The sequence below is a fragment of the Nocardia sp. NPDC055165 genome (assembly GCF_053606985.1).
The window spans coordinates 338,027-364,568 of sequence record NZ_JBSGSS010000004.1; the positions used below are offsets into that span (position 1 = coordinate 338,027).

Annotated in this window: 21 protein-coding genes and 2 tRNA genes; 13 read left to right on the forward strand and 10 right to left on the reverse strand. The window is 66.2% G+C overall.

Annotated features, from left to right (window positions below; genetic code table 11):
• Window positions 1-21: 21 nt before the first annotated feature.
• On the forward strand, window positions 22-1,233 hold the full coding sequence (locus ACWFRF_RS10955) for an N-acetylmuramoyl-L-alanine amidase (RefSeq protein WP_378989372.1): 1,212 nt from the start codon (window positions 22-24) through the stop codon (window positions 1,231-1,233).
• A gap of 57 nt (window positions 1,234-1,290) precedes the next feature.
• On the opposite strand, the gene ACWFRF_RS10960 is transcribed toward ACWFRF_RS10955, so the two are convergent.
• From ACWFRF_RS10960 to rpmH, 9 genes are all read right to left on the reverse strand, one after another.
• Entirely contained in the window at window positions 1,291-2,016 is a 726-nt protein-coding gene (locus ACWFRF_RS10960; protein ID WP_378635240.1) for a GNAT family N-acetyltransferase, read from the reverse strand.
• An 80-nt stretch (window positions 2,017-2,096) separates the two neighbouring features.
• Window positions 2,097-3,134, reverse strand: a complete 1,038-nt coding sequence (locus ACWFRF_RS10965; RefSeq protein ID WP_452449754.1) for a ParB/RepB/Spo0J family partition protein — start codon at window positions 3,132-3,134, stop codon at window positions 2,097-2,099.
• Window positions 3,135-3,168: 34 nt separating this feature from the next.
• Entirely contained in the window at window positions 3,169-4,164 is a 996-nt protein-coding gene (locus ACWFRF_RS10970; protein ID WP_378989374.1) for a ParA family protein, read from the reverse strand.
• 1,534 nt (window positions 4,165-5,698) lie between these two features.
• Window positions 5,699-6,445, reverse strand: coding sequence for a 16S rRNA (guanine(527)-N(7))-methyltransferase RsmG (rsmG, locus tag ACWFRF_RS10975; protein WP_378989375.1), 747 nt, complete (start codon window positions 6,443-6,445; stop codon window positions 5,699-5,701).
• Between the two features lie 84 nt (window positions 6,446-6,529).
• Entirely contained in the window at window positions 6,530-7,066 is a 537-nt protein-coding gene (locus ACWFRF_RS10980) for a Jag family protein (protein ID WP_266294803.1), read from the reverse strand.
• A 25-nt stretch (window positions 7,067-7,091) separates the two neighbouring features.
• Window positions 7,092-8,174 carry a membrane protein insertase YidC gene (yidC, locus tag ACWFRF_RS10985; protein ID WP_378989376.1) on the reverse strand — a complete coding sequence of 361 codons (1,083 nt, stop codon included), beginning with the start codon at window positions 8,172-8,174 and terminating at the stop codon, window positions 7,092-7,094.
• 4 nt (window positions 8,175-8,178) lie between these two features.
• Window positions 8,179-8,478 (reverse strand): membrane protein insertion efficiency factor YidD, encoded by a 300-nt coding sequence (gene yidD, locus ACWFRF_RS10990; RefSeq protein ID WP_101465063.1) that lies wholly within the window; start codon window positions 8,476-8,478, stop codon window positions 8,179-8,181.
• Window positions 8,475-8,894 (reverse strand): ribonuclease P protein component, encoded by a 420-nt coding sequence (gene rnpA / locus ACWFRF_RS10995; protein ID WP_379314668.1) that lies wholly within the window; start codon window positions 8,892-8,894, stop codon window positions 8,475-8,477. The genes yidD and rnpA overlap by 4 nt, the downstream gene beginning before the upstream one ends.
• Window positions 8,895-8,916: 22 nt before the next feature.
• Window positions 8,917-9,060, reverse strand: a complete 144-nt coding sequence (gene rpmH / locus ACWFRF_RS11000) for a 50S ribosomal protein L34 (protein WP_082843828.1) — start codon at window positions 9,058-9,060, stop codon at window positions 8,917-8,919.
• Window positions 9,061-9,708: 648 nt separating this feature from the next.
• On the opposite strand from rpmH, the gene dnaA reads away from it, so the two are divergent.
• From dnaA to ACWFRF_RS11055, 11 genes are all read left to right on the forward strand, one after another.
• Window positions 9,709-11,994, forward strand: coding sequence for a chromosomal replication initiator protein DnaA (dnaA, locus tag ACWFRF_RS11005; protein ID WP_452449757.1), 2,286 nt, complete (start codon window positions 9,709-9,711; stop codon window positions 11,992-11,994).
• Between the two features lie 786 nt (window positions 11,995-12,780).
• Window positions 12,781-13,956, forward strand: a complete 1,176-nt coding sequence (gene dnaN, locus ACWFRF_RS11010) for a DNA polymerase III subunit beta (RefSeq protein ID WP_378634611.1) — start codon at window positions 12,781-12,783, stop codon at window positions 13,954-13,956.
• A 24-nt stretch (window positions 13,957-13,980) separates the two neighbouring features.
• Window positions 13,981-15,183 (forward strand): DNA replication/repair protein RecF, encoded by a 1,203-nt coding sequence (recF, locus tag ACWFRF_RS11015; protein WP_378989378.1) that lies wholly within the window; start codon window positions 13,981-13,983, stop codon window positions 15,181-15,183.
• A 132-nt stretch (window positions 15,184-15,315) separates the two neighbouring features.
• Window positions 15,316-15,852, forward strand: coding sequence for a DUF721 family protein (locus ACWFRF_RS11020; RefSeq protein WP_245914449.1), 537 nt, complete (start codon window positions 15,316-15,318; stop codon window positions 15,850-15,852).
• Between the two features lie 442 nt (window positions 15,853-16,294).
• Window positions 16,295-18,328 carry a DNA topoisomerase (ATP-hydrolyzing) subunit B gene (gyrB, locus tag ACWFRF_RS11025; protein ID WP_378989379.1) on the forward strand — a complete coding sequence of 678 codons (2,034 nt, stop codon included), beginning with the start codon at window positions 16,295-16,297 and terminating at the stop codon, window positions 18,326-18,328.
• A 58-nt stretch (window positions 18,329-18,386) separates the two neighbouring features.
• Window positions 18,387-20,894, forward strand: coding sequence for a DNA gyrase subunit A (gene gyrA, locus ACWFRF_RS11030; protein ID WP_378634601.1), 2,508 nt, complete (start codon window positions 18,387-18,389; stop codon window positions 20,892-20,894).
• Between the two features lie 42 nt (window positions 20,895-20,936).
• Entirely contained in the window at window positions 20,937-21,908 is a 972-nt protein-coding gene (locus ACWFRF_RS11035; RefSeq protein WP_378989380.1) for a DUF3566 domain-containing protein, read from the forward strand.
• Between the two features lie 133 nt (window positions 21,909-22,041).
• Window positions 22,042-22,115 (forward strand) — tRNA-Ile (locus ACWFRF_RS11040).
• A 29-nt stretch (window positions 22,116-22,144) separates the two neighbouring features.
• Window positions 22,145-22,252: a DLW-39 family protein gene (locus ACWFRF_RS11045; RefSeq protein ID WP_214516728.1), complete on the forward strand. Its 108-nt coding sequence runs from the start codon at window positions 22,145-22,147 to the stop codon at window positions 22,250-22,252.
• A 32-nt stretch (window positions 22,253-22,284) separates the two neighbouring features.
• A tRNA-Ala gene (locus ACWFRF_RS11050) sits at window positions 22,285-22,357 on the forward strand.
• Between the two features lie 5 nt (window positions 22,358-22,362).
• Complete coding sequence (locus ACWFRF_RS11055; protein WP_452449761.1) at window positions 22,363-23,262, forward strand: acyl-CoA dehydrogenase family protein; 900 nt, start codon at window positions 22,363-22,365, stop codon at window positions 23,260-23,262.
• Window positions 23,263-23,304: 42 nt separating this feature from the next.
• Here ACWFRF_RS11055 and ACWFRF_RS11060 read toward each other — a convergent pair whose 3' ends face one another.
• Complete coding sequence (locus tag ACWFRF_RS11060) at window positions 23,305-24,888, reverse strand: serine hydrolase (RefSeq protein ID WP_452449762.1); 1,584 nt, start codon at window positions 24,886-24,888, stop codon at window positions 23,305-23,307.
• Between the two features lie 607 nt (window positions 24,889-25,495).
• On the opposite strand from ACWFRF_RS11060, the gene ACWFRF_RS11065 reads away from it, so the two are divergent.
• A complete protein-coding gene (locus ACWFRF_RS11065) occupies window positions 25,496-26,497 on the forward strand; it encodes an ATP-binding cassette domain-containing protein (protein WP_378989383.1) in 1,002 nt (333 codons plus the stop codon).
• Window positions 26,498-26,542: the final 45 nt, after the last annotated feature.

The window sequence follows — 26,542 nt, forward strand, 5'->3', positions numbered from 1 at the left end:
CGAAGGAAAGGGCTCTTACGCATGCACCGACTTCGTCACGGCGATTCAGGACCAGCCGTCGCAGAGGTTCGGAGCACCCTCGCAAGCCTCGGTTTCCTGCATCTCCCACACGTCGAATCCACTGACGGACCGGAGTATTGGAAGGACACCGAGGCGGTGTTCGATCGGCCCCTCGATTCGGCGATCCGCGCGTTCCAGCAGCAGCGCGGTCTGCTCGTCGACGGGGTGGTCGGTCCGGCCACCTATCGCGCGCTGAAGGAAGCCTCCTACCGGCTGGGTGCTCGCACGTTGATCTACCAATTGTCGGCGCCGCTCTACGGTGACGACGTGGCCACCCTGCAGCGCAAGCTGCAGGATCTCGGCTTCTACGTGTACCGGGTGGACGGGCACTTCGGCCCGCACACCCACGACGGGCTCAGCGCGTTCCAGCGCGAGATCGGCCTGTCCGCCGACGGTATCTGCGGACCCGACACCTTGCGCTCGCTGGATCTGCTCGGCGCGCGCGTCACCGGCGGCAACCCGCATCGCATCGCCGAGGAAGAAGTGGTGCACCGGGCGGGCCCGCAGCTCACCGGCAAGCGGATCGTCATCGACCCCGGATTCGGCGGCGCCGACAAGGGTTTCGCGGTACCCACCGAATACGGTGACGTCTACGAGTCGGAGATCCTGTGGGATCTGGCTTCCAGGCTCGAGGGCCGGATGGCCGCGACCGGTATGGAAACCTTCCTGTCCCGGCCGTGGGGCGCCAACCCCACCGATGTCGAACGCGCCGACACCTCCAACGCCTTCGATGCCGACCTGATGATCTCGCTGCGCTGCGCGACCAGTGACAACCCGTCCGCGAAGGGAGTGGCCGGCTTCTACTGGGGCAACTCGCACGGTTCGGTGTCGATGATCGGTCAGGTACTGGCCGGTTTCATCCAGCGCGAAGTGGTGGCCCGAACCTCGGTGCAGGACTGCCGGACTCATCAGCGCACCTGGGACCTGTTGCGCCTGACCAAGATGCCGACCGTGCAGGTCGACCTCGGCTACCTCACCAACGACTACGACGCCTCGGTGCTCACCAACCCGCGCATGCGCGACGTGATCGCCGAAGCGATTCTGATCTCGGTGAAGCGGCTCTATCTGCTCGGCCAGGACGACCAGCCGACCGGCACCTACACCTTCGCCGAGTTGCTCGCCGAAGAGCTGGCGGCCGCCGACGCTGGCAACGTGCCCGCCCCGCGCGTCTAGCCCACACAAGACCAACGGCCCCGCGGTTGTCCGCGGGGCCGTTCTTGTTGTCTCGGGTCAGTGCGCGCCGACGCGCGAGGGCGGTTCCATCGACGCCGCCGCCAGGAGTTGGTCGAGCGCGCGCTCGACATCTTCCTTCCAGCCGTGATCGGAGTCGAGTTCCAGGCGCAGCCGGGGGAAGCGGTGGTGCGGGGCCACCACTTCGAAACCGACCTCGGCGAGGAAATCCGCGTCGATCATGCAGGTTTCGGGAGTGCACCTCGTCGCGGACGACGGGTCCCGCAGCGGCGCCGCGATCCGTTCCATCAACCGCATCGACGATCCGAAGCCGCGATCGGCTACCGAACTCGACGGTGGGCCGTTGCGAATGCCGAATGCTTCCAGCGCCCGCACGCCACGACGCACCAGATCGGCCACCACGGCCTGAACAAGGCGATGGGCTACATCGGCCTCATCGTAGGGGAATTCGGCCTGCAGCGTGGTCAGCAGGACCGCGTCCGGGCTTACTGGGGACGTGGGGAACAGCGCGGAACGTGGCACGGCACTCGGAGGTGAGTACAGCGCACAGCCCGCGAGGTTGTTGTCCACGTGGGCCACCTGCCCGCACGAACCCCACTCGAGCATCACCGTCGAGAGCCAGGCTTCCTTTTCGAAGACCGGATCGCTGAACGCGTGCGAGTCCGCGGCGACAGCCGGGTCGAGCTCCCAGAACACACACCGCCGGGTGTGCGCCGGGAGCTGACCGAGCCCGTCGAGAGTCAAAGCCGTGACGCTGGTCGACACCGCTCTGTTCAGCCTCCAGCTGTCGGATTCATCCACGCTCACGCCACATCACTATCCACAGTACGTGCCGCCTCTTTCAGTCACAGTGACGTTTCGGGGCCGACTTGCTCCATCAGCGCCACGATGCGCTCGAGATCTTCGACGGACCCGAACTCGACAACGATCTTGCCCTTGTTCTTGCCGAGGCTGACCGTGACTCGGGTGTCGTAGGACCCCGACAGTCTCTCGGCAACATCTTGCAGACCCGGCATGTGGATCGGTTTACGCTTCGGTGCCGGGGAAGCGGTCGGCGTGGGCTCGCGGTTCGCGAGTTGCACCGCTTCCTCCGTAGACCGAACCGACATTCCCTCACGGACGATTCGTGCAGCCAATTCTTCCTGGGCGTCCGCGCCGGCATCCAAGCCGAGCAGCGCCCTGGCGTGTCCGGCCGAGAGCACCCCGGCGGCCACCCGACGCTGCACGGGAATCGGCAGCTTCAGCAAACGAATCATATTCGTCACCACCGGCCGCGAGCGACCGATTCGCGAAGCCAATTCCTCGTGCGTGACGTCGAACTCCTCGAGCAGCTGCTGATAGGCCGCCGCCTCCTCGAGGGGGTTCAGCTGCACGCGGTGGATGTTCTCCAGGAGCGCGTCACGCAGCATCGAGCCGTCGTCGGTGTCCCGGATGATCGCCGGGATCGTGGCGAGTCCGGCCTCTTGGCATGCGCGCCAGCGGCGCTCGCCCATGACCAACTGGAACTTGTCGACGCCCGGTTCGACGCGGCGCACGACGATCGGCTGCATGAGACCGAACTCGCGAATCGAGTGCACGAGCTCCGCGAGTGCGTCTTCCTCGAAGACCTGACGCGGCTGCTTCGGGTTCGGCTCGATCAGGTCAGCGGGGACCTCGCGGTACACCGCGCCGCCGGGGGAGACCAGATCGGATTCGGGCTCGGGCTCCGGCGCGGGCTCCGCGTCCGGAACACGATGCAGGAACGCCTCGGCCGGTTGCGGGCCGATCGGGTTGATTCCGATCACGCTCGCGGCGGCACTGCTCAAGCCCGGCGCCACTGCCGGACCCGTCGGGATCAATGCGGCCAACCCGCGACCGAGACCGCCCTTTTTCGCCTGACTCATCGGCTACCGATCCCTTCCTCGTTCCAACTCACGCTTAAGACGCGTCTTGCTTCAGCTGCGCACGAGCGGCCAGCTCGCGCCCCGCGTCCATGTAGCTCATCGCACCGCGCGAGCCTGGATCGTAATCGAGCACGGTCATCCCATAGCCCGGCGCCTCCGAGACCTTCACGCTGCGCGGGATCATCGACTTGAGGACCACATCGCCGAAGTGATTACGCACTTCCTCGGCCACCTGGTCGGCCAGCTTGGTGCGGCCGTCGTACATCGTCAGCAGGACGGTCGACACGTGTAGCTCCGGGTTCAGGTGCGCCTGCACCAGCCCGATATTGCGGAGCAACTGACCGACACCCTCCAGCGCGTAGTACTCACACTGGATCGGAATCAGCACCTCCTTGGCCGCCACGAGCGCGTTGACCGTGAGCAAACCGAGGGAGGGCGGGCAGTCGATCAACACGTAATCGATGTCGAAGCCGACCATGCCCGCCTCGCGGATCGCGGTCTTCAACCGGCCTTCCCTGGCGACCATCGAGACCAGTTCGATCTCCGCGCCGGCAAGGTCGATCGTGGCTGGGACACACAGCAATCGCTCGCTGTGCGGGCTCACTTGGATCGCGTCCTTGACCGTCACTTCACCGATCAGGAGCTCGTAGCTGGACGGCACACCCGAGTTGTGTGCGACGCCCAGCGCCGTACTCGCGTTGCCCTGCGGATCAAGATCGACCACAAGGACCGTCATTCCCTGGTGCGCTAGCGCCGCAGCGAGATTGACCGTCGTAGTCGTCTTACCGACGCCGCCCTTCTGGTTGGCGATAGTGATGATCCGTTGCTCGCGAGGTTTCGGCACAGTGACCTTTCCTGGATGCAGAATCTGGCTGGCGCGTTGCGCTTCCGCCGCGATCGGGGTCTCGGCCGGGGAGATGTGCCCGAAAGGAGTATTCCCGAACGTCTCCGCGTCGAAGCTGCTGGAATCCAGCATCCCCGGGACCCGCGACGCTGTTTCCCGTGAAACATTCGCCGGACCGCTCGACATAGATTGCTCCTAACCCGAGAAACTTCAGATCACGTATCCCCGACGAACGTCGGCGCCGTGTCGTCACAAACTAACTGTGTCGGTGGAGAACTCGAAGACTCGAGGAGGGTGGCTCACTCCCGCCCGACTCTGACAGCTTGCCAGCCTCGAGACACTTAGGAAAGCTGAATCGCGGCACGCCGACAAGGACACACCCAACACTCACAAATTAGAGCCCGCGATCGATGTTTCACGGGAAACAACGGGGGAGCGGGGCGCCACATCAGACGGCCGATGAGCGCCGCAACGCATGGTCCGAGCTCGCCCAAGAGCTCCCACACTCAGCCCGTCCCATCCACCCCTGCCCTCAAATCCATCTGGGGTCCGCACTCCCACCCAGCATCCAGACCGCGCACCGCACTCCCATCCAGACAGCACGCCCAGCCACACCGCACTCCCCAGATCCGCCATGACCGCACACCCAACCCCGCACCCGCGACCCCTAGGGAGCGGCGGCCACGAAATGGCCGGTCCGCGGCCGGGTCGCCGGTCAGCGCTCGAAGCGCATGCGCCGCAGGCGCGAGTCTCGAGCGCTGACCGGCGGCCCCTCAGGGCCGCGGACACGCGCGCGCCAGCGCGCCAAAAACACAGCCTCAAACCCCTGGGACTACCGAACACCCAATCCCAGCCACAAATCCCACCCGCACTCCCCATCACCCACGCACCCCGGAGTCAGCAGAGAAGCACCCCTCAGCATCAGCACAGCACCCCAACCAATTCACCGCTCGCCCCGCGCCCATCTCACACAGAGCCACATGAATCGTCGGCCAACAGTCCCAGCCCGTCACGCGGACATCCGACCCGCCAAGTTTCTGACCCCACCCCTACGTGGACCAAACGACGCCCGATCACCACCAGACTTCTCCGCACCGATCTCCACACACCCAGCGGTCGACTAGCGTCCGGCCGAACACGCCGCCCGCGACGACCACCGTGGCGCTACTCAACGAGAAAAGCGGAGCCCAGCTGCCGCCGAGAAAAACCGATGCCACACATCTTCCGATAGGACACCAACGTTCATTGCTGATCGGCAAACACGCGCTGCCGAACACGCTCGCTCACGGCAACTTCCATCCCAGGAACTGCCACACAACAGACGACCAGATTTTCCCTCGGCCTCGCCGACGCTCACCCCACCCAACGGACGCCCGACGATCACCCCCACCCGTGAGCCCGAAGATTCGATCTCACCAGACCTGCCTCGACTCACAGGCAACGCACTTCCCGGACAGATCGCGTTCCGCTTCAAACCGAGCGAGCGAATCCACCACGACCAAACCCGACTGGCGAAGCCCACACGACGCAGACGAAATTCGATCAACAACGAAGAGGAGCGGCTGTCGCGTTCCACGTGAAACACTTCCGCTCCCCGAACGCGACACCCATCCGCGACTACCGAAAATCGGCCCGTCCCGAGCCCATACAACGACCCTCGGGATGATTCGTCACGTTACGAAACGCACGAACCCGCTAGATGGAAGAGATTTCAGGTCGATCAGGATTCGCGACGCTTCCGAGCCTTCTTCTCCACTCCGGCGGCCTTCCGTTCACTGCGACGAGTCGGACGCTCGGCGCGGGGGAGTAGCTCGGCACTGATGACAAGAGTGGGGATTTCCACGATGCCGGCGCCACACCCGACAACCCGGAGATCGGTCGCACCGTCACGAATCAGCTCGGCACCATCGCGCTCGAGTTCTTCGGCGGCGCTGGTTCCTTTGAGAGCGAGCATGCGACCGTGGTCGCGAAGAAGGGGGAGCGACCAGTGGGCGAGTTTGGCGAGAGGAGCCACCGCGCGCGAAGTGACGACATCCGCGCCGCCCGCTTCTTTGATCACGCCGGACTGCTCCGCACGACCGCGAACCACCGTGACATCCAATCCGGCTTCTTCGATGAACTCGCTCAGGAAGATCGTCCGCCGCAGCAGCGGTTCCACGAGAGTGATGCGAAGGTCGGGCCGGGCGATCGCGAGGGGGATTCCGGGAAGCCCGGCACCGCTGCCGATATCGACAACCGAAGCGCCTTCATCGATCAGCTCGCCGATGACGGCACAGTTGAGAATGTGGCGCTCCCACAGCCGGGGAACCTCACGGGGACCGATGAGACCGCGTTCCACACCGGCAGTCGCCAGCGCCGCGTAGTACCGGCGGGCGATGTCCAAGCGGTCGCCGAACACTCGGGCAGCGGCGGCGGGCGGTTCCTGCTCGTCGGACGGCGCACCCAGTTCTCGTTCCACGTGAAACATCCTTCCGAGTGATGGCAATGAAAAAGCCCCCGGTCCGAGACCGGAGGCCTAATCACATCGTTCGTGGTTACGGCGGAAGTCAGCCTACTCGGGCACTACCACCACATGACGATTCGGCTCGACGCCTTCGCTCTCGCTCGCTACGCCATCGATATCGGCGACAGCGTCGTGCACGATCTTGCGCTCGAACGGAGTCATCGCGGACAGCGCTTCGGGTGCGCCCGACTCGAGCACCCGCTTCGCGGCGGCGACGCCGATCTCGCTCAGATCGGTCCGGCGCTGTGCACGCCAGCCGGCCACGTCGAGCATCAGACGGCTACGCACGCCGGTCGCCTGCTGCACGGCGAGCCGAGTCAGCTCCTGCAGCGCGTCGAGCACTTCACCGTTTCGCCCGACGAGCTTGGTCAGATCACGGCCGCCGTCGATGCTCACGATGGCGCGGTCGCCCTCGACATCGAGGTCGATATCGCCGTCGAAGTCGAGCACATCGAGTAGCTGCTCGAGGTAGTCGCCCGCGATCTCGCCCTCTTCGATCAACGCTTCTTCGGCGTCGTTCACGACGTCAACAGCAGTCGTCGCCACAGTGGCGTCCCCTCCGTCGGTCTCGGTCTCAACAGTCATTGGATTCCCTCTATCCGATCGCGTCTCAGCGCTTACGCTTCTGGTTCGCACGGCCACGGTTACCCGGCCGTTGCTGCCCGCCGGGCCTGCGCTTGCCACCGCCCTGCTTGGCCGACTGTTTAGGAGTGGTGCCGTTGGTCGCCGCGGTGCCGTTCACCGAAGGCTCGTCATCGACGGCCGGGGCGTCCTGCTTCTTGCGGACGTCGACCGGCTTGGCACCGGGCTTGGGCGCGTTCTGCGACCGCAGCTCCAGCTTCTTCTGCTTACGCTCTTCGTCTTCCTTTTCCATCCGGCCGAACACCAGGTGCTGCTGTCCGTAGGTCCAGATGTTGTTGGCCACCCAGTAGAGCAGGATGCCGATCATCAGGAAGGGGCCACCGACCATCACGCCGAGCGGGAAGACCCACAGCGACAGCTTGTTCATGATGGCGGCCTGCGGGTTGGCGGCGGCTTCGGGAGTCTGCCGCTGCACCGAGGCGCGGGCGTTGAAGTGGGTCGCCAGACCGGCGATGATCATCAGCGGCACGGCGACGAGAGCGATGTTCAGCTTCGTGGGCGTACCGCCCCAGTCCGCGAAGGCTTCCAGCTGCTCGGGCGGCGCGGTGATGAACGCCGCGATCGGCGCACCGAAGATACGGGCACTCAGGAACGACTGGACGTCGGCCGCGCTGAAGATGTAGTTCGCGGTATGCGCGTTGTCATAGTTCGACATCCCGACCTGGCCCCAGCCGGTGCCGGTTCGGTTGAACGAACGAAGCACGTGGAACAGACCGAGGAAGACCGGCACCTGCACCAGGACGGGCAGGCAGCCCATGAGCGGGTTGAAGCCGTGCTCCTTCTGGAGCTTCTGCATCTCCTTCGCCATGGTCTCGCGGTCGTTCTTGTACTTCTTCTGCAGCTCCTTGATCTGGGGCTGCAGCTCTTGCATCTGTTTGGTTGTGCGTACCTGCTTGACGAACGGCTTGTACAGCACCAGGCGCAGCGTGAACACGAGGAACACGATCGCCAGTGCCCAAGTGAGACCGCTGTCAGGCCCGAACACAAAGCCGAAGGCTTTGTGCCAGAACCACAGAATTGCGGATACCGGCCAATAGATGATGTCGAGCACGGCTCTAGGTACTCCCGTCGTTCGTATCGCCGATCAGCGCGGGCGATGACTTTGTGCAGGCATTCGACCCGCGCTCTGGCACGGGATCCCACCCTCCAGGGTGCCAGGGCGCGCATTTCGCGAGCCGCACGACCGTGAGGGCCGATCCGACGACCAGCCCGCGGGTACGCAAGGCAGTCACCGCGTACTCACTGCAGGTGGGGGTGAACCGGCAGATCGGCATTCGGGTGGGGGAGACATAGGTCCGGTAGAGCTCGATCAGGGCGATCAGGGCTTTCGCGGGCAGGCGGGTGAGGGTCCTCATCGCCGTTCACCGGCCGAGGTGCGACCGAGCGCGAGCTCCGGTTCCCCGCGCAAGCCGAGCTTGCGCAGGCCGGTGCGCAGCTGGCGCAGCAACTCGGCGGAATCGGCGTTGGCGGCGCCGGGCAGTGCCCGGATCACGACATCGGTGCCGACCGGCAGTTCATCGACCACCTGGGCGCACATATGACGCAGGCGGCGGGCCACCCGGTGGCGAACCACCGCGTTTCCCACCGCCTTGCTGACAATCAGTCCGAACCGAGGACCACCTACGCGGACCAGAGAATCGCCGTCGGCGACATCGTCGTACGCGTGCGTGAGCGCGTGTACGACGAGATCTCGCCTCCCGATTCGCTGACCGCGGCGCACCGTGCGGGAGAATTCGGCACGGTGGTGCAACCGATACGGCTCAGGCAACACCCGAGCGTCCGACTACGCGCGATCAGGCAGTCAGTTCGGTACGGCCCTTACGGCGACGCGCCGCAACGATGGCGCGGCCCGCACGGGTCCGCATCCGGAGACGGAAGCCGTGGACGCGCGCCCGACGACGGTTGTTCGGCTGGAACGTCCGCTTGCCCTTGGCCACGGTCAACACTCCTGTAGTAGGTGGGCACCATTCGGCGCCCGAAGTCTGTACAAATGATTTGTCTGCGCTGCGGACCGCGGTCTACGCACAGATTGCCTTGGCGATCGATGTGCAGCAGACAGCCGCCAACCGCGCCAAGGGGTGACTGTACGAGGGTACTTATCCCGAAGGAACGGGTCAAACTCGGCCCCCACGTACCTGTCACCGGCACAGGTCAAGGCTACCGGACGCCCGAACGGACCAGAGGTCTGGCCCGACCAGGCACGACACGCCCGGGCCGCAGTGACGCATGCGGCCACTTTTCGTGAGTTCTTCCACACCCCTGGCGTTGTGCGGCGCGGCCAGCTAGCCTCTGTAGCCGGGGGATTGCTGAAGAACCGCAGGTCCAGCCCCATTCACTGCCACACGCTGGCAGAATTCCTTTATCCCCAGGTTTGTCCACATCTGTGGATAATTATGTGGACAGACGGCCGCAGTGGCATATTCGTAAGGCCGTCGGTGCCCGCGCCGCAGTCCGAATTACCGGGCCACAGCGTTCGAACCGGCTTCGGTTGTACGCAGGATCACTGGATTACACCTGTTCACAGGTGCTTTCCGGCGTGCGCGAAGGCCGTGGGCCCCAACAAACCGGTCCGGGGAGGACGCTGTATGGACGACGAGCAGAACGTGCTGGCCACAGTGTGGCCGGAGGTGGTTGCCGAGCTCACCACCGGCTCTGCCGACGGCGCCATCCCCGCGGTGAGTCGTGCACAGCAGGCCTGGTTGAAGCTGGTGAAGCCGCTCACCGTCGCGCAGGGTTTCGCGTTGCTGTCGGTCCCGTCCTCGCTGGCACAGGAGGCGATCGAGCGTGATCTGCGCGAGCCGATCCTGCGATCGCTCGGCCGTCGGCTGGGTCCCCAGGTGGAAGGACTCGGGGTGCGCATCGCCGCGCCGAGCCCGGCCGCGGGGGAGCGGGCCGGTAGTTCGCCCCGGCACGCCAGGATGACGAGCAGGCCGGAGCGTCCGCGCGAGCAGGTGCGCCCACCCGCCGGTTATCCCGGTCCCGATTTCAGTGTTCCCGATTACGCCACCCGTGGTGAGTACGGCAGGCCGCGCTACGGCGCGGGCGAGTACCCCGGCCAGGGTGGCGAGTACGGCAACGACTATCAGTCGTCCCCCGACTATCCGGCCAACGGCGAGTACCCGAGCAGCTACGGCGGCCGTGAGTACCCGGGGCAGGCCGGCGAGTACGGCGAGCGCAACGACTACGCGGGGCACCGCGAGTACCCGGCCGAATCGGAGTACCAGCAGCAACAGCCCGATTACCAGCAACAGCCGGAGTACCAGCAGAATCCGTCGGAATTCGGCCAGCAGCCCGAATACCAGCAGGCACCGCCGGAGTACGGCCAGCAGCCGGAGTACAAGCAGCCGCCCGCGGAATACGGCCAGCAGCCCGAATACCAGCAGGCACCGTCCGATTTCGGCCAGCCTGCCGAGTACCAGGGCGACCGCAACGAGTTCCCCGGCACCGATTTCGAGCCGACTGGGGCGTACCCCGTCCCCGACTATCCCGGCGCCGAGTTCGGTGGGCGCGGTGAGTTCCGTGGCGCGCGTCCGGACCAGCGAGTCCCCGAGACCGCACCGCCCGCCCGCCGCGAGCAAGCCGCGGCACCGCGTCGCGACCACTCCGGCCAGGAGTCGCTGTTCACTCCCGACCCGGCGCCGCAGCGCGCGCCGAACCGCGGCAGGCCGTCCGAAGAGCCCGTTGCCGCTCGTGCCGAGGAACCGAGCGCCGAGGGCCAGGACAAGCCGTTCCCCGGTCAGCCCGGCGCGCAGCCGGCCGACGACGAACCCGTGGTGAGCAACCGCAACAACTGGCCGACCTATTTCAGCAAGTCGCCCGAGGCGCCGCCGCAGTCCTCCTCGTCGGCCAGTCTCAATGCCAAGTACACGTTCGAGACCTTCGTCATCGGCGCGTCCAACCGGTTCGCGCATGCTGCCGCGGTCGCCATCGCGGAGGCGCCTGCGCGCGCCTATAATCCGCTGTTCGTCTGGGGCGCTTCGGGATTGGGTAAAACCCACCTGCTGCACGCGGCGGGTCACTACGCACAGCGGCTGTTCCCCGGCATGCGGGTGAAGTACGTCTCGACCGAGGAATTCACCAACGACTTCATCAACAGCCTGCGCGACGACCGCAAGGTCGCGTTCAAGCGGCGCTACCGCGAGACCGACATCCTGCTGGTCGACGACATCCAGTTCATCGAGGGCAAGGAAGGCATCCAGGAGGAGTTCTTCCACACCTTCAACACCCTGCACAACGCGAACAAGCAGATCGTGGTGTCCTCGGACCGCCCGCCCAAGCAGCTGGCCACCCTGGAGGAACGGCTGCGGACTCGCTTCGAGTGGGGCCTGATCACCGATGTGCAGCCGCCTGAGCTGGAGACTCGCATCGCGATTCTGCGCAAGAAGGCGCGGATGGACCGGCTCGATGTCCCGCACGACGTGCTCGAGCTGATCGCGAGCCGGGTGGAGCGCAATATCCGCGAGCTCGAGGGTGCGCTGATCCGGGTGACGGCGTTCGCCTCGCTCAACGGTCAGCCGCTCGACCTCTCGCTGGCCGAGGTGGTGCTGCGCGACCTGATGCCCGACACGGCGGCACTGGAGATCAACGCGGCGACGATCATGGCTGTCACCGCCGAGTACTTCAACACCACGCTCGAGGAGCTGACCGGCCCGGGTAAGGCGCGTCCGCTGGCGCAAGCCAGGCAGATCGCGATGTACCTGTGCCGCGAGCTCACCGATCTGTCGCTGCCCAAGATCGGGCAGGCGTTCGGTCGAGACCACACCACGGTGATGTACGCGGAGAAAAAAGTCCGCAAGGAGATGACCGAGCGCCGTCGGGTCTACGACCAGGTCCAAGAACTCACAGCCCGAATCAAACAGCGCTCCCGCTGATTTCATCCCCAACCCGGAACACCGCCCTGACCTGGGGCGGTGTTCTTTTTTGCCCTGGGGATTCCTCGAGGAATTCCTGTGGATTCCTCGAGGAATCCACACCTTTGTGCACCGGTCGGTGCACAGGGTGTTGGGCGAGGGTGTGCAGCGTTCATGCACAGGCAGTTGTCCACATCATCCACAAGACGCTCCACTAACACCTGTGCACTAGCGGTGACCTGCGGCGTCACCGAATCCGGCCTGTGGATTCCTCGAGGAGTCCCTGTGGAGTCCTCGAGGAATCCACACCGTTGCCACCAGGCTGACCCGGCGTGTGAACAACTGGGTGAATCCGGTGGAACAACTCGAGGACAACTCGAGGATGGAATGGGGACAACTTCACGCCTCCACAGCCACCGCTGATTCATCCTCGAGTCACCCCAAGGCCATCCCCATGCCATCAAGCGCTCTGACCTGCGGATTCGGGCGAATTCCACAGATTCCACAGTGCCTACTACTACTTCAGTTCTCCTTCTAGAGAGAACTCTTTTAAAACAGGGTGTGTGGAAACTCGGTTGGGGAGGCTCGAGTCGAGCGGTCGTTCACTCACAGACAGCCAAGGAGGAGCGGAGTGGTTCGACGAGCGGGAATCGACCGGGAGGGTCGATGCGGAGTTCGCGCACTGCACGGGTACCGTTTGGTTGTCGGTCGGTTGTGCGAGACTCAATGCGCGGCCGACACAGCAGTTCAACTCCGCTGACACACACCCGCACACGGATTCGAAACTCGGAGAGGACAAATCGGGCGATGGAGCTTGCGAGCATGAAGTTTCGGGTCGCCCGAGAGGACTTCGCCGAATCGGTGGCCTGGGTGGCGCGCAGTCTCCCGTCCCGGCCTCCGGTGCCTGTTCTGGGCGGTGTGCTGCTGGTGGCCGACGAGAACGGCCTGACGGTCTCCGGGTTCGACTACGAGGTCTCCGCGCAGATGCGTGTCGCGGCCGAGGTCGCCGGTCCCGGCCAGGTGCTGGTCTCGGGCCGCCTGCTCGCCGACATCACCAAGTCGCTGTCGAACAAGCCGGTCGATGTCTCCGTCGACGGCACCCGTGTGCTCATCGCCTGTGGCAGCGCGAAGTTCTCGCTGCCGACCATGCCGGTCGAGGACTATCCCCAACTGCCCGAGGTGCCGCAGCAGACCGGTGAACTCACCGTCGACGTGTTCGCCGAGGCGGTCGGCCAGGTCGCCGTCGCCGCGGGCCGTGACGACACCCTGCCGATGCTCACCGGCATCCGGGTCGAGATCGAGGGCAACGACGTGGTGCTCGCCGCCACCGACCGTTTCCGACTCGCTGTGCGCCACTTGCAGTGGAACCCGACCCGCTCCGATATCGAGACCGCGGTGCTCATTCCCGCGCGCACGCTGTCCGAGGCCGCCAAGACCCTCGGTGCCGCCGAGGCCCCGGTCCAGCTGTCGCTGGGCAGTGGTGGCGGCGCCGACGGCCTGCTCGGCATCGTCAACGGCGGCCGGCGGACCACCACCCGACTGCTCGACGCGGAATTCCCCAAGTTCCGCCAGTTGCTCCCCAAGGAGCACACCTCCATCGCCACCCTGCCCGTCGCCGTGCTGTCCGAGGCGATCAAGCGTGTCGCCCTGGTGGCCGAGCGCGGTGCCCAGGTGCGGCTCGAGTTCTCCACAGACGGCGTGCTGCTGTCGGCGGGTGGGGACGATGCGGGCCGGGCCGAGGAATGGCTGGAAGCCGATTTCCGCGGCGAACCGCTCACCATCGCGTTCAACCCCGGCTACCTGACCGAGGGCCTGGCCGCGCTGCACACCGACCGGGTCACGTTCGGGTTCACCACGCCCAGCCGTCCGGCGGTGCTGCTGCCCGCCTCCGACGAGGAGCCCAAGGTGCTCGAGTCGGGTGCGTTCGCGGCGCTGGAGAGCCAGTACATCTACCTGTTGATGCCGGTCCGGCTGCCCGGCTGAGCAGGCAGGGGCGGCTAGGCCTACATGTTCATCCGTGAGCTGTCGGTCCGTGATTTCCGTTCGTGGGAACACGCCGATCTCGAGTTGTCCCCAGGGCGCACGGTGCTCCTGGGAGCAAATGGCAACGGCAAGACGAATCTGCTCGAGGCCGTCGGTTATCTGGCGACGCTCGGCTCGCACCGGGTCTCCGCCGACGCGCCGCTGATCCGGATGGGCGCCACCCAGGCCAGGATCGGGGCCACCGTGGTGAACACCGGGCGGGAACTGCGCGTGGATGTGGAACTCAAGGCGGGCAGCGCCAACCGCGCGCAGATCAATCGCTCGCCGGTGCGCCGCTCGCGCGAGATCCTGGGGATTCTGCAGACCGTGTTGTTCGCGCCGGAGGATCTGGCGCTGGTGCGTGGGGATCCGGGGGAGCGGCGCCGGTTCCTCGACGAGTTGTCCACAGCCCGGTTGCCCAGGCTCGCCGGTGTGCGCGCCGATTACGACAAGGTGTTGCGGCAGCGTTCGGCGCTGTTGAAAACAGCTGGGCGCCAATCGCGTTCACGTGCCGATCTGGGCACCCTCGACGTGTGGGACGGGCACCTCGCCGATCATGCGGCGGTGCTGCTCGCCGAACGATTGCGCCTGGTCCACGACCTGTATCCCCACCTGTCCCAGGCATATCGGTCGATCGCACCCGAATCACGTCCTGCCGCAATCACTTACCGCTCCGGGTATCTCCCACCGGAACTCCTCGATCCGGCCAGAGTGCCCGCGGCCGGTGACGCACAGCTGCTGCACGAGATCATGCTGCGCGAGCTGGCCGCTGCGAGGAACCGGGAACTCGATCGCGGGGTCTGTCTGGTCGGCCCGCATCGCGACGATCTCGAGTTACTGCTCGGCAGCGCACCGGCGAAGGGATTCGCCAGTCATGGGGAGTCCTGGTCGTTCGCTCTCGCGCTGCGGTTGGCCTCGTTCGAGCTGTTGCGCGGAGAAGGTTCCGAACCGGTGCTGCTGCTCGACGACGTGTTCGCCGAGCTCGACCGCCGGCGGCGCACCGCGCTCGCGGAGGTGGCCGCGGGTGCCGAGCAGGTGTTGATCACGGCCGCGGTGGCCGAGGACGTGCCGTCGGAACTGGCCGCCGAACCGTTGCGTGTGCACACGACCGGCGAGGCGGACCGGCGTACCTCACAGATCGTCCCCGAAGTCGTCCAACACGCCGAAGATATGCACAGATCGCGATAGTTATCCCCAGCCCCTGTGGAAAACCGGCAACATGCTGGATATATGCCGGATCGGTGCTCGACGAGCCCGTCGGCGCCCCGGCGTAGACTCCATCCACACTCGGCCACCCTCGACACCGGAAGGCGGAAACCCGTGCCGGAAGAACCCGCACCGGAGCTGCGCGGCATCGATCTGGCCCGCCGGGCGCTGGAAGAGGCGCGGGCCGCGGCCAAGGCCAGCGGCAAGTCCGTGGGGCAGGGCAGGGCCTCGCCGGTACGCAAGCTGCGGGCCGGTGGCAGGCGCCGCAGTGGTTGGTCCGGGTCGGGTCCCGATGCCCGTGATCCCCAGCTCCTCGGTGCGCTCAGCGGCACGCTCGCGAAGAATCGTGGCTGGTCAGGCAAGGTAGCCGAGGGCACGGTGTTCGGCAGCTGGCCGCGGGTGGTCGGTGAGGACATCGCCTCCCACGCCACTCCGGTGACCTTGGAGAACGGTGTGCTCAAGATCGCCGCCGAGTCCACCGCGTGGGCCACCCAGCTGCGCATGTTGCAGAGCCAGATCCTGGCCAAGATCAATGCCGCGGTCGGTCATGGCGTGGTGACGTCGCTGCGCATCACCGGCCCCGCCGCGCCGAGCTGGCGCAAGGGCGATCGCCACATCAAGGGCCGCGGCCCGCGCGACACCTACGGGTAGCCGCGCGGTGACCGGAGCGAGATCCGTTGCGCCCGCGTCGCTCTCAGGCGCCAAGTTGTGGACATGTGCATAGAGCCTGTGGATAACTTCGGAGGCGACATCTGATCCCGCGCGGACACGGGTAACTCCCCGGGAACCCCCACAAATCTCACGCGTCCCGGCAGCCGGTCCGAGGACATACTCTATTCGCGCCTACGACCGGCAAAATACCCGAGGAGGCGGAACCGCCTCGCGGTCGGACGATTTCTTGCATTCACGGCGAAGCCAGGGGTGTCGTAGGTGCACTGTAAGTTGGGCTTACCAGTAGGATGGTGACGTAACCAGCGGCGAACCCTCGGCGCGTGCTGTGCAGTCCGTGATATTCGATGGCTCTTTCCGAGCCGTGCGCGTGCTGCCCGGATCGCTGCGCCAGGGATCAGCAAGTAAGGAGAGCTACCGAGAAGTGGCTGCCAACGACTCCAACGCATCGGGCAACAATTCAGGCTACGGTGCCTCTTCCATCACGGTCCTCGAAGGCCTCGAGGCGGTGCGCAAGCGCCCTGGCATGTACATCGGTTCCACCGGTGAACGCGGTCTGCACCACCTCATCTGGGAGGTTGTGGACAACTCGGTCGATGAGGCGATGGCCGGCTACGCCACCAAGGTCGAGGTGACCTTGCTCGCCGACGGCGGCGTCGAGGTGATCGACGACGGCCGTGGTATCCCGGTCGGGATGCACGCACAGGGTGTGCCCACGATCGAGGTCGTCATGACCCAGCTGCACGCCGGTGGCAAGTTCGACTCCGACTCCTACGCGGTGTCGGGTGGTCTGCACGGTGTCGGTATCTCGGTGGTGAACGCGCTCTCGACCAAGGTCGAGGTCGAGATCGACGTCGACGGCTACCACTGGACCCAGACCTACAAGGACGCCAAGCCCGGCAAGCTGGCGCAGGGCGAGCCGACCAAGGTCACCGGCACCACGGTGCGATTCTGGGCCGATCCCGACATCTTCGAGACCACGACCTACAACTTCGAGACCGTGGCGCGGCGCCTGCAGGAGATGGCCTTCCTGAACAAGGGCCTCACCATCAAGCTCACCGACGAGCGGGTCGCCGTCGGCGACGTGACCGACGAAGTGGTCAGTGAGACCGCCGAGGCGCCCAAGCACGCCGAGGAGGTCGCCGCCGAAGCGGTCGAGCACAAGGTGAAGACCCGCACCTACCACTACCCGGGCGGCCTGGTGGACTTCGTCCGCCACATCAACCGCACCAAGTCGGCCATCCACAACTCGGTCGTCGGCTACACGGTCAAGGGCACCGGCCACGAGCTCGAGGTCGCGATGCAGTGGAACTCGGGCTACTCCGAGTCGGTCCACACCTTCGCCAACACGATCAACACCCATGAGGGCGGCACCCACGAAGAGGGCTTCCGCGCGGCGCTCACCACGGTGGTCAACAAGTACGCCAAGGAGAAGAAGCTCCTCAAGGAGAAGGACGGCAACCTCACCGGTGACGACATCCGCGAGGGCTTGGCCGCCATCGTGAGCGTCAAGGTCGGCGAGCCGCAGTTCGAGGGCCAGACCAAGACCAAGCTCGGCAACACCGAGGTCAAGTCGTTCGTGCAGCGTGCCTGCAACGAGCACCTGCAGCACTGGTTCGAGGCCAATCCGGCCGACGCGAAGACCATCGTGCAGAAGGCGGTGTCCTCGGCACAGGCCCGCATGGCCGCCCGTAAGGCGCGCGAGCTGGTGCGTCGCAAGTCGGCGACCGACCTGGGCGGACTGCCGGGCAAGCTGGCCGACTGCCGGTCGAAGGACCCGGGCAAGTGCGAGATCTACATCGTCGAGGGTGACTCCGCCGGTGGCTCGGCGAAGTCGGGCCGCGACTCGATGTACCAGGCGATCCTGCCGCTGCGCGGCAAGATCATCAACGTCGAGAAGGCCCGCATCGACCGCGTCCTCAAGAACAACGAGGTCCAGTCGATCATCACCGCGTTCGGCACCGGTATCCACGACGAGTTCGATATCGCCAAGCTGCGCTACAACAAGATCATCCTGATGGCCGACGCCGACGTGGACGGCCAGCACATCGCGACGCTGCTGCTCACGCTGCTGTTCCGCTTCATGCGTCCGCTGGTCGAGCACGGTCACGTGTTCCTCGCGCAGCCGCCGCTGTACAAGCTCAAGTGGATGCGGTCCGATCCCGAGTTCGCCTACTCCGACCGTGAGCGCGACGCGCTGGTCGAGGCCGGGCTCGCCGCGGGCAAGAAGATCAACAAGGACGACGGGATCCAGCGCTACAAGGGTCTGGGCGAGATGAACGCCAAGGAGCTGTGGGAGACCACGATGGATCCCTCGGTGCGGGTGCTTCGTCAGGTGACGCTGGACGACGCGGCCGCGGCCGACGAGCTGTTCTCCGTGCTGATGGGCGAGGACGTGGAGGCGCGTCGCAGCTTCATCACCCGCAATGCCAAGGACGTCCGTTTCCTCGATGTGTAAGCGGCGCTGCGCCTGATAGGCGCGCCCGCTCGCATGTCGGCCCCTCGAAGGAGATTTGATGACTGAGACCACGCTGCCCCCGTCCGGCGGTGCGGGCGACCGGACCGAACCGGTCGATATCCAGACCGAAATGCAGAACAGCTACATCGACTACGCGATGAGCGTGATCGTCGGCCGTGCGCTGCCCGACGTGCGCGACGGCCTCAAGCCGGTGCACCGTCGCGTGCTCTACGCGATGTACGACAACGGCTACCGCCCGGACCGCGGCTACGTGAAGTCCGCGCGCCCGGTCGCCGAGACCATGGGCAACTACCACCCGCACGGCGACTCGTCGATCTACGACACCCTCGTGCGCATGGCTCAGCCGTGGTCGCTGCGCTATCCGCTGGTCGACGGCCAGGGCAACTTCGGTTCCCGCGGCAACGACGGCGCGGCCGCCATGCGCTACACCGAGTGCCGCCTGACGCCGCTCGCGATGGAGATGCTGCGCGATATCGACTCCGAGACGGTCGATTTCGTCCCGAACTACGACGGTCGCTCGCAGGAGCCGACCGTGCTGCCTGCCCGCGTGCCCGCCCTGTTGATGAACGGCTCCAACGGCATCGCGGTCGGCATGGCCACCAACATCCCGCCGCACAACCTCAACGAGCTGGCCGACGCCATCTACTGGGCGCTGGAGAACTACGAGGCCGACGAGGAATCCACCCTCGCCGCCTGCATGGAACGGGTCAAGGGCCCCGACTTCCCGACGCACGGTCTGATCGTCGGCAGCCAGGGCATCCACGACGCGTACACCACCGGCCGCGGTTCCATCCGCATGCGCGGTGTGGTGGAGATCGAGGAAGACGCGCGTGGCCGCACCACGATCGTCATCACCGAACTGCCGTACCAGGTCAACACCGACAACTTCGTCAACTCCATCGCCGAGCAGGTGAAGGACGCGAAGATCGCGGGTATCTCCGATATCCACGACGAGTCCTCGGACCGCGTCGGCATGCGCATCGTGGTCACGGTCAAGCGTGACGCGGTGGCCAAGGTGGTGCTGAACAACCTCTACAAGCACACCCAGCTGCAGACCAGCTTCGGCGCGAACATGCTCTCGATCGTCGACGGTGTCCCGCGCACGCTGCGGCTGGATCAGATGATTCGCTACTACGTGAATCACCAGCTCGAGGTCATCGTGCGGCGCACCCGCTACCTGCTGCGCAAGGCTGAGGAGCGGGCCCACATCCTGCGCGGCCTGGTCAAGGCACTGGACATGCTCGACCAGGTCATCGCGTTGATCCGCGGCGCGGCCAACACCGATACCGCGCGCACCGGCCTGATGCAGTTGCTCGACATCGACGAGATCCAGTCGACCGCCATCCTCGACATGCAGCTGCGTCGCCTGTCGGCCCTGGAACGTCAGCGCATCATCGACGATCTGGCCAAGATCGAGATCGAGATCGCCGACTACAAGGACATTCTCGACAAGCCCGAGCGTCAGCGCGCGATCGTGCGCGACGAGCTGGCCGAGATCGTCGAGAAGTACGGCGACGACCGCCGGACCAGGATCATCGCCGCCGACGGTGACGTCGCCGACGAGGATCTGATCGCCCGCGAAGACGTGGTGGTCACGATCACCGAGACCGGCTACGCCAAGCGCACCAAGACCGACCTCTACCGCTCGCAGAAGCGCGGCGGCAAGGGCGTGATGGGCGCGGGTCTCAAGCAGGACGACATCGTCAAGCACTTCTTCGTGTCGTCCACGCACGACTGGCTGCTGTTCTTCACCAACAAGGGCCGCGTCTACCGGGCCAAGGCGTACGAGCTGCCCGAGGCCAACCGGACCGCGCGTGGTCAGCACGTGGCCAACCTGCTCGCCTTCCAGCCGGACGAGAAGATCGCCCAGATCATTCAGCTCAAGACCTACGAGGACGCGCCGTACCTCGTGCTCGCGACACGCGCGGGTTTGGTGAAGAAGTCGAAACTCACCGATTTCGACTCCAACCGCTCCGGCGGCATCGTCGCGGTGAACCTGCGCGATGACGACGAATTGGTCGGTGCGGTGCTGTGCTCGTCCGACGATGACCTGCTCCTGGTCTCGGCGCACGGTCAGTCGATCCGCTTCGCGGCGACCGATGAGGCGCTGCGTCCGATGGGCCGCGCCACCTCCGGCGTGCAGGGTATGCGCTTCAACACCGACGACGAGCTGCTCTCGCTCAATGTGGTGCGTCTGGAGACATATCTGCTGGTCGCGACGGCCGGCGGGTACGCGAAGCGGACCGCGATCGAGGAGTACACCGCGCAGGGACGTGGCGGAAAAGGCGTATTGACAATCCAATACGATCCGAAGCGTGGCAGCCTGGTGGGTGCGCTCATCGTCGACGACGAGGACGAGTTGTACGCGATCACTTCCAGTGGTGGCGTCATCCGCACCGCAGCCAAGCAGGTTCGTAAGGCCGGACGCCAGACCAAGGGCGTGCGATTGATGAACCTCGCGGATGGCGATACCTTGCTAGCGATCGCGCGCAACGCCGACGAGCCCGATCCCGATCAGCTCCTCGGCGACGTGGCTTCGGAGTAACACACCAAATAGCGGCGGCAACGAACGGATCTGAGGATTCCATTGACCACACCGAATCAGTCGAACGACGATCGGAACCAGACCAACGGCGTCACCGAGCGGATCGCCACGTCTCCGATCCCGCCGCGGCCGATCCCACGCCAGGGCGGTCCGGCCGAGGGCGCGGCGCCGGAATCCGGTGCGGCCGGGACCGATTCGTTCGACGGCAAGGGCAGCAAATCCTCGCCCTACCAGGACGGGTGGGCTCAGCTTCCGCAGCGTGAACCGCAGTCGAACCTGTACCGGCCCGGCGAATCGCCGAGTCAGGGGCGGCCTTCGTCCGGGGCACCGGGCGGCGGCGGTCTCAAGGGCAGTGGGGCGTCCAATGCCCGCACCACTGCCGACCTGGCGGCCAAGGCGGCTCGCAAGGAAGCGGCGATGGTGAAGTCCGTCGGGATCGACGGGCCGACCCGCAGCATCGCGCGTCCGGAGCTGGTCAAGGACATGCCAGACCTGTCCGACGTGCGCCACCCGGCACCCGAGGCGCCGGTGGCGCCGCCCGGGCTGCCGATGGCGCCGCAGCCCCAGCACAACATGGGGCCGAGCGCGCGGGCAGCCGCGGCGGGCAGCGTCTCGCCCGCGGTGCCGGTGGCCATCGCGGCTGCCGCGTCGGGTGAGCCACTACGCGCGACCGTGCAGATCCGCCGGATCGACCCGTGGTCGACCCTGAAGATCACCCTGGTGATCAGTGTCGCGCTGTTCTTCGTGTGGATGCTGGCCGTCGGCCTGCTCTACATCGTGCTGGCGGGCATGGGCGTGTGGGACAACCTGGACAACTCGCTGGGCGAGATGCTGAACCAGGAGGGCAGCTCGTCGAGCCTGATCGACGCAGGCACGGTGTTCGGCTACGCGGGTGTGATCGGCCTGATCAACGTGGTGCTGTTCACCGCGCTGGCCACGGTCGGCGTGTTCATCTACAACCAGTGCTGCGATCTGGTCGGCGGCATCCAGATAACCCTGGCCGATCCCGACTAGGAGCAGGTTTCCGGTACGGCCGGTCGGTCCCAGGAAACTGGGTCTGACCGGCCGTTTTGGTTATCGGCAGGCAGGTAAGGTAACCTCGTTTCTCGTTGCGGTTCACTGCTCCGGCGGGGATCGAAACGAGTTCGGGCCTATAGCTCAGGCGGTTAGAGCGCTTCGCTGATAACGAAGAGGTCGGAGGTTCAAGTCCTCCTAGGCCCACTCCCGAACAGCACAGTAGGGTGGGAATCATGAAGATTGTCCTCATGGTCGGTGTTGTGATCGCCGTTCTCATCGGTGTCAACAAATTCCGCAAGCGCGACGACGCAGACCTCTGGCGCGAGGTCACCACCCGCTGATTTCGGGTTGCCAACCGGTCGATGACCGGTAAGGGGCCTTAGCTCAATTGGCAGAGCACTGCCTTTGCAAGGCAGGGGTTAGGGGTTCGATTCCCCTAGGCTCCACATCTGTGAATTCCTCGGTATTCGATTTTCTTCTCACCACCACTCCCGCCGACGCCGTTTCGGCTGATTTCGCGGCGGACTGGGCGCGACACCGCACCAGGACAGCCGGGTTCGCGAGTTCGCTCGATCGGGCCGCGATCGCCGGATTCGACGGCGCGGGAACAGGTCCCGCCTTCCTCGGTGGCTATCAGGAAGCCCTGCACGCGCTGGTTCCCTCGCTCGATTCCGCCGAGCTCTCCTCGATGTGCGCGACCGAGGGCGCCGGTGCGCGACCGTCGACGATGACGACAACAGTGCGCGAGGACGGCACCGTCAGCGGCACCAAATCCTTCGCCACGCTGGGCGCGTTCGCCGATCGGTTCCTGGTGATCGCCCGCTCCGGCACCCAGCCCGACGGCAGGCCGCTGCTGCGCGCCGTGCTCGTCGGCGCCGGTGCGTCCGCGGCGGTGACGCCGCTGCCTACGCTGCCGTTCGCGCCGGAGATCCCACACGCGGAAGTCGTCTTCGATGCCGCGCCGGGCGAGCTGCTGCCCGGTGACGGCTACGCCGACTACCTGAAGCCGTTCCGGACGGTCGAGGACCTGCATGTGCTGGCCGCTGTGCTCGGTCAGCTCGTTCGGGTCGCCCGGCTAGCGCAGTGGCCCGCGGAGCCCGTAGAACAGCTGCTGGCGCTGTTTGCGGCGGTGCGTGGGGTCGGTGCCGAGGACCCGAGCTCCCCGGGTGTGCACATCGCGCTCGGCGGCATCTTCGATCGGCTGACCGGTCTGCGTACCGAACTGGAGCCGCTGTGGGCGCCGGTGGATCCGGAGGTCAGGAAGCGCTGGGAGCGTGATGCGCCGCTGCTCGGGGTCGCGGGCAAGGTGCGGGCGGCGCGCCTGGCGACCGCGTGGCGCAACCTCGCCTGATCGACTGGTTCCGGTGCTGTGTCACTTCGCTCTGGTGCTGCGTCATTTTGTTCTGGTGAACGTGCCGAGACCGCTCTCGTCGAAGTAGTCGATGGTCAGAGTGCCGTCGGCGAACCGTGCCGAGGTGACGCTGCCGGGCGGGGCGTTCTCGCCGCTCAGGTCGAAGGCGAAGGTGTCGCCGTCCCAGTGCCGGAGTTGATAGGTCCGCTGCTCGGGGCCGATGGTCAGGCGCAAGCCGTTATCGGTCGCGACGATCGTGGCGGGTCCCCAATAGGCGCTGTCGTAGCTGCCCTCGTAGGTCGGTAGCGGCTGTGCGGGGGCAGGATTCGCCGGGGCGGGCTGACCGGACAGGGCGCCTTCCGGATCGTCGATGGCGGCGAAAGCGTCGCGGTACAGGCCGCGCCAGTCCTCGCGCACCTCGCCGAACTGCACCAGGTCGGCGAACTCGGCGGTCAACGTCTCCGGGATGCCGAGCGGCGCGGCGTTCGTCAGCGCGACGATGGCCACGTCGGCGGACGGGATCACCAGGAAGTTGGTCGCCGCGCCGAGGCCGAAGGCGCCGGAATGGCTGGTGACGGTGCGCCCGGCCGCGGAGACCGACACATTGAAGCCGTACCCGTAGCTGCCCGCCCGCGCGGTGGGGGAGGCGGGCGGCGCCGAGACGATCTGGGGTGTGACGGCGGGCAGCAGCGCTTCGGGCGGGGCGATGGTTGTCGCGCCCGCCGTGCCGTTACCGAGCAGCATCGTGAGCCAGCGGGCCATATCGTTCACCGAGGAGCTCGCCCCGCCGGCGGGGGACTGGGGGTCGGGGTCGCGCACGTAGCGGGCCACCCAGTCGCCGTCGATGTTCACGTGTCCCACCGCGTGATTCGGCCGGGCGAGGAAGTCGTCGAAGCGAGAGCTGGTGTCGCGCATGCCGAGTGGCGTGTAGAGGGCATCCGACGAGAGTTGGGCCCAATCCTTCCCGGCCGCCGCGGCCACGGCTTCGGCGCCGGCGGTGAGCCCGAAGTTGGTGTAGTGATAGGTGATCCGGAAGGGGTCGAGGGGCTCGAGGCGCAGCTTGTCGAAGATCGCCGCCTGGTCGTAGCCGAGGTCTTCGAGCCGGTCGCCCGCGTGATCGGGCAGGCCGCTGCGGTGCGCGAACAGGTCGCCGACGGTGAGCTGGGCGGTGGTGGCGGGATCGGTCAGCGCGAACGACGGGAGGTGGGCGACCACCGGGGTCGTCCACTCGATCGTGTCCGCGCCGACCTGGTTGGCCACGACGGTTGCGGCGAGCGACTTCGACACCGAGGCGAGTTGGAAGACGGTGTCGGCGTCGACCTTGTCGGGTGTGCCTGCCGCGCGAACACCGAAACCCTTGGCGTACAAGGTCTTTCCACCATGGACCACGGCGACAGCCATGCCGGGAATGCGGCTGGAGTCCATCAGCGAGCCCACCAGTTCGTCGAGCTGCCCGACGGCTTTGCCGACCGCGTCGGCGGGCAGGGCGACGCCGGCGACTTGATTCGGGGGGAGCTCGGCGGTGGTCGTCGTAGTGGTGTGCGTGTCGTCGGTGGATCCGCTACAACCAACGAGGATCGTCATCGAGAGGACGACCCCGGCGATCGCACCGTGACCAGGCACCATGGGCCGACGATAACCCTGGTTGCCGGGTGATCGCCGGAACGTGGCCGGACTGTGACGCCCGGCGTTGCGGTGCGCTTCGGCTGATCTGCCGAGCTGCGACCTTGCCGGAAAATGGGGAGCGGGCCTCGGCGAAGGGGGGGAGTTAGCCGAGGCCCGCGTAGGGTCGGCCCGGGGGGGAGGGGCCGACCTGAACGATCCTACGCGATACGCGCGGAATTCGTGTACGCGCACCGGGCGAGTTCACGAGATTTTTCGGGTGCCGGTGCGGGTGTCGGCGGTGGTCCGGGGTGCGGCGATCGGCCGGTGCGCGCTCCCGGTACCTGTCAGGTGTCTTACGAACATCGGAATCGGCTGGTACGCAAGGTTTTACGCGGAATCGCCGGTGAACATGTTCTCGTCTCGCGTGTGGCGACCGTCCAGCGAACAGGCGCTCTTGTTCGTGTCGGGAGACAGAAAATCAGTCCGATTCGCCGCGTGTCGCGACACGTCGGCATGTCGAACAATTGTGTACATCTGACTTGCGGTCGCGCGGAAATTTGGGATGCGACTTGTCGGTGGGTAGGGCAATACTGGGCACAGCATCGCCAACCACGACTTCAGGAGAATCATGCCCGACGCAATCGTCGCCGAGGGTCTGGTCAAACGGTACGGGCAGCTCGTCGCCCTCGACGGACTCGACCTGTCCGTTCCGGAAGGTACCGTCACCGCGCTTCTCGGCCCCAACGGCGCGGGAAAGACCACGACTGTTCGCGTTCTCACCACGCTGCTGATACCCGACGAGGGCACCGCCACCGTCGCCGGTATCGACGTGCTCGGCAACCCACAGGCCCTGCGCTCGCGCATCGGCGCCTCCGGCCAGTATTCCGCCGTCGACGAATACCTCACCGGTTTCGAGAACCTCGAAATGGTCGGCAGGCTCTACCACCTCGGCACCCAGCGAAGTAAGGAGCGGGCCCGCGAACTGCTCGACCGCTTCCGCCTCAGCGACGCGGCCGACCGGCCGGTGAAGGGTTACTCGGGCGGTATGCGCAGGCGCCTCGACCTGGCAGGCGCCCTCGTGGCCAACCCGCCGGTGCTGTTCCTCGACGAACCGACCACGGGTCTGGACCCGCGTGCCCGGCTCGACCTGTGGGACGTCATCGAGGAGCTGGTCGCCGGCGGCACCACCCTGCTGCTCACCACCCAGTACATGGACGAGGCCGACCGCCTCGCCGATTCGATCGCGGTGATCGACCACGGCAAGGTGATCGCCCGCGGCACGGCCGACGAACTCAAGGCCCTCGTCGGCGGCGACCGGATCGAGCTCACCGTCGGCGCCGCCGACCAGCTCGCCGTCGCCCAGCAGGTGCTGAGCGGGCTCGCCGACGGCGAGATCCATCTCGAACCCGGCCTGCGCAAGCTCATCGTGCCGGTCGCCGACGGGTCACAGGACCTGGTCACCGCCATCGGCAGGCTCACCGAGCACAAGGTGGACATCAACGATGTCGCCCTGCGCAGACCCTCGCTCGACGACGTCTTCCTGACGCTCACCGGGCACGAGGCCGAAGAACTCGTCAACGGCGATCGCGAGTCGGAGACCGTGGGCGCCGCGGAAGGAAAGAACCGATGACTGTCGCACTCGACAAGGCCGAGCTGCACCCTCCCAGCCTCGGCG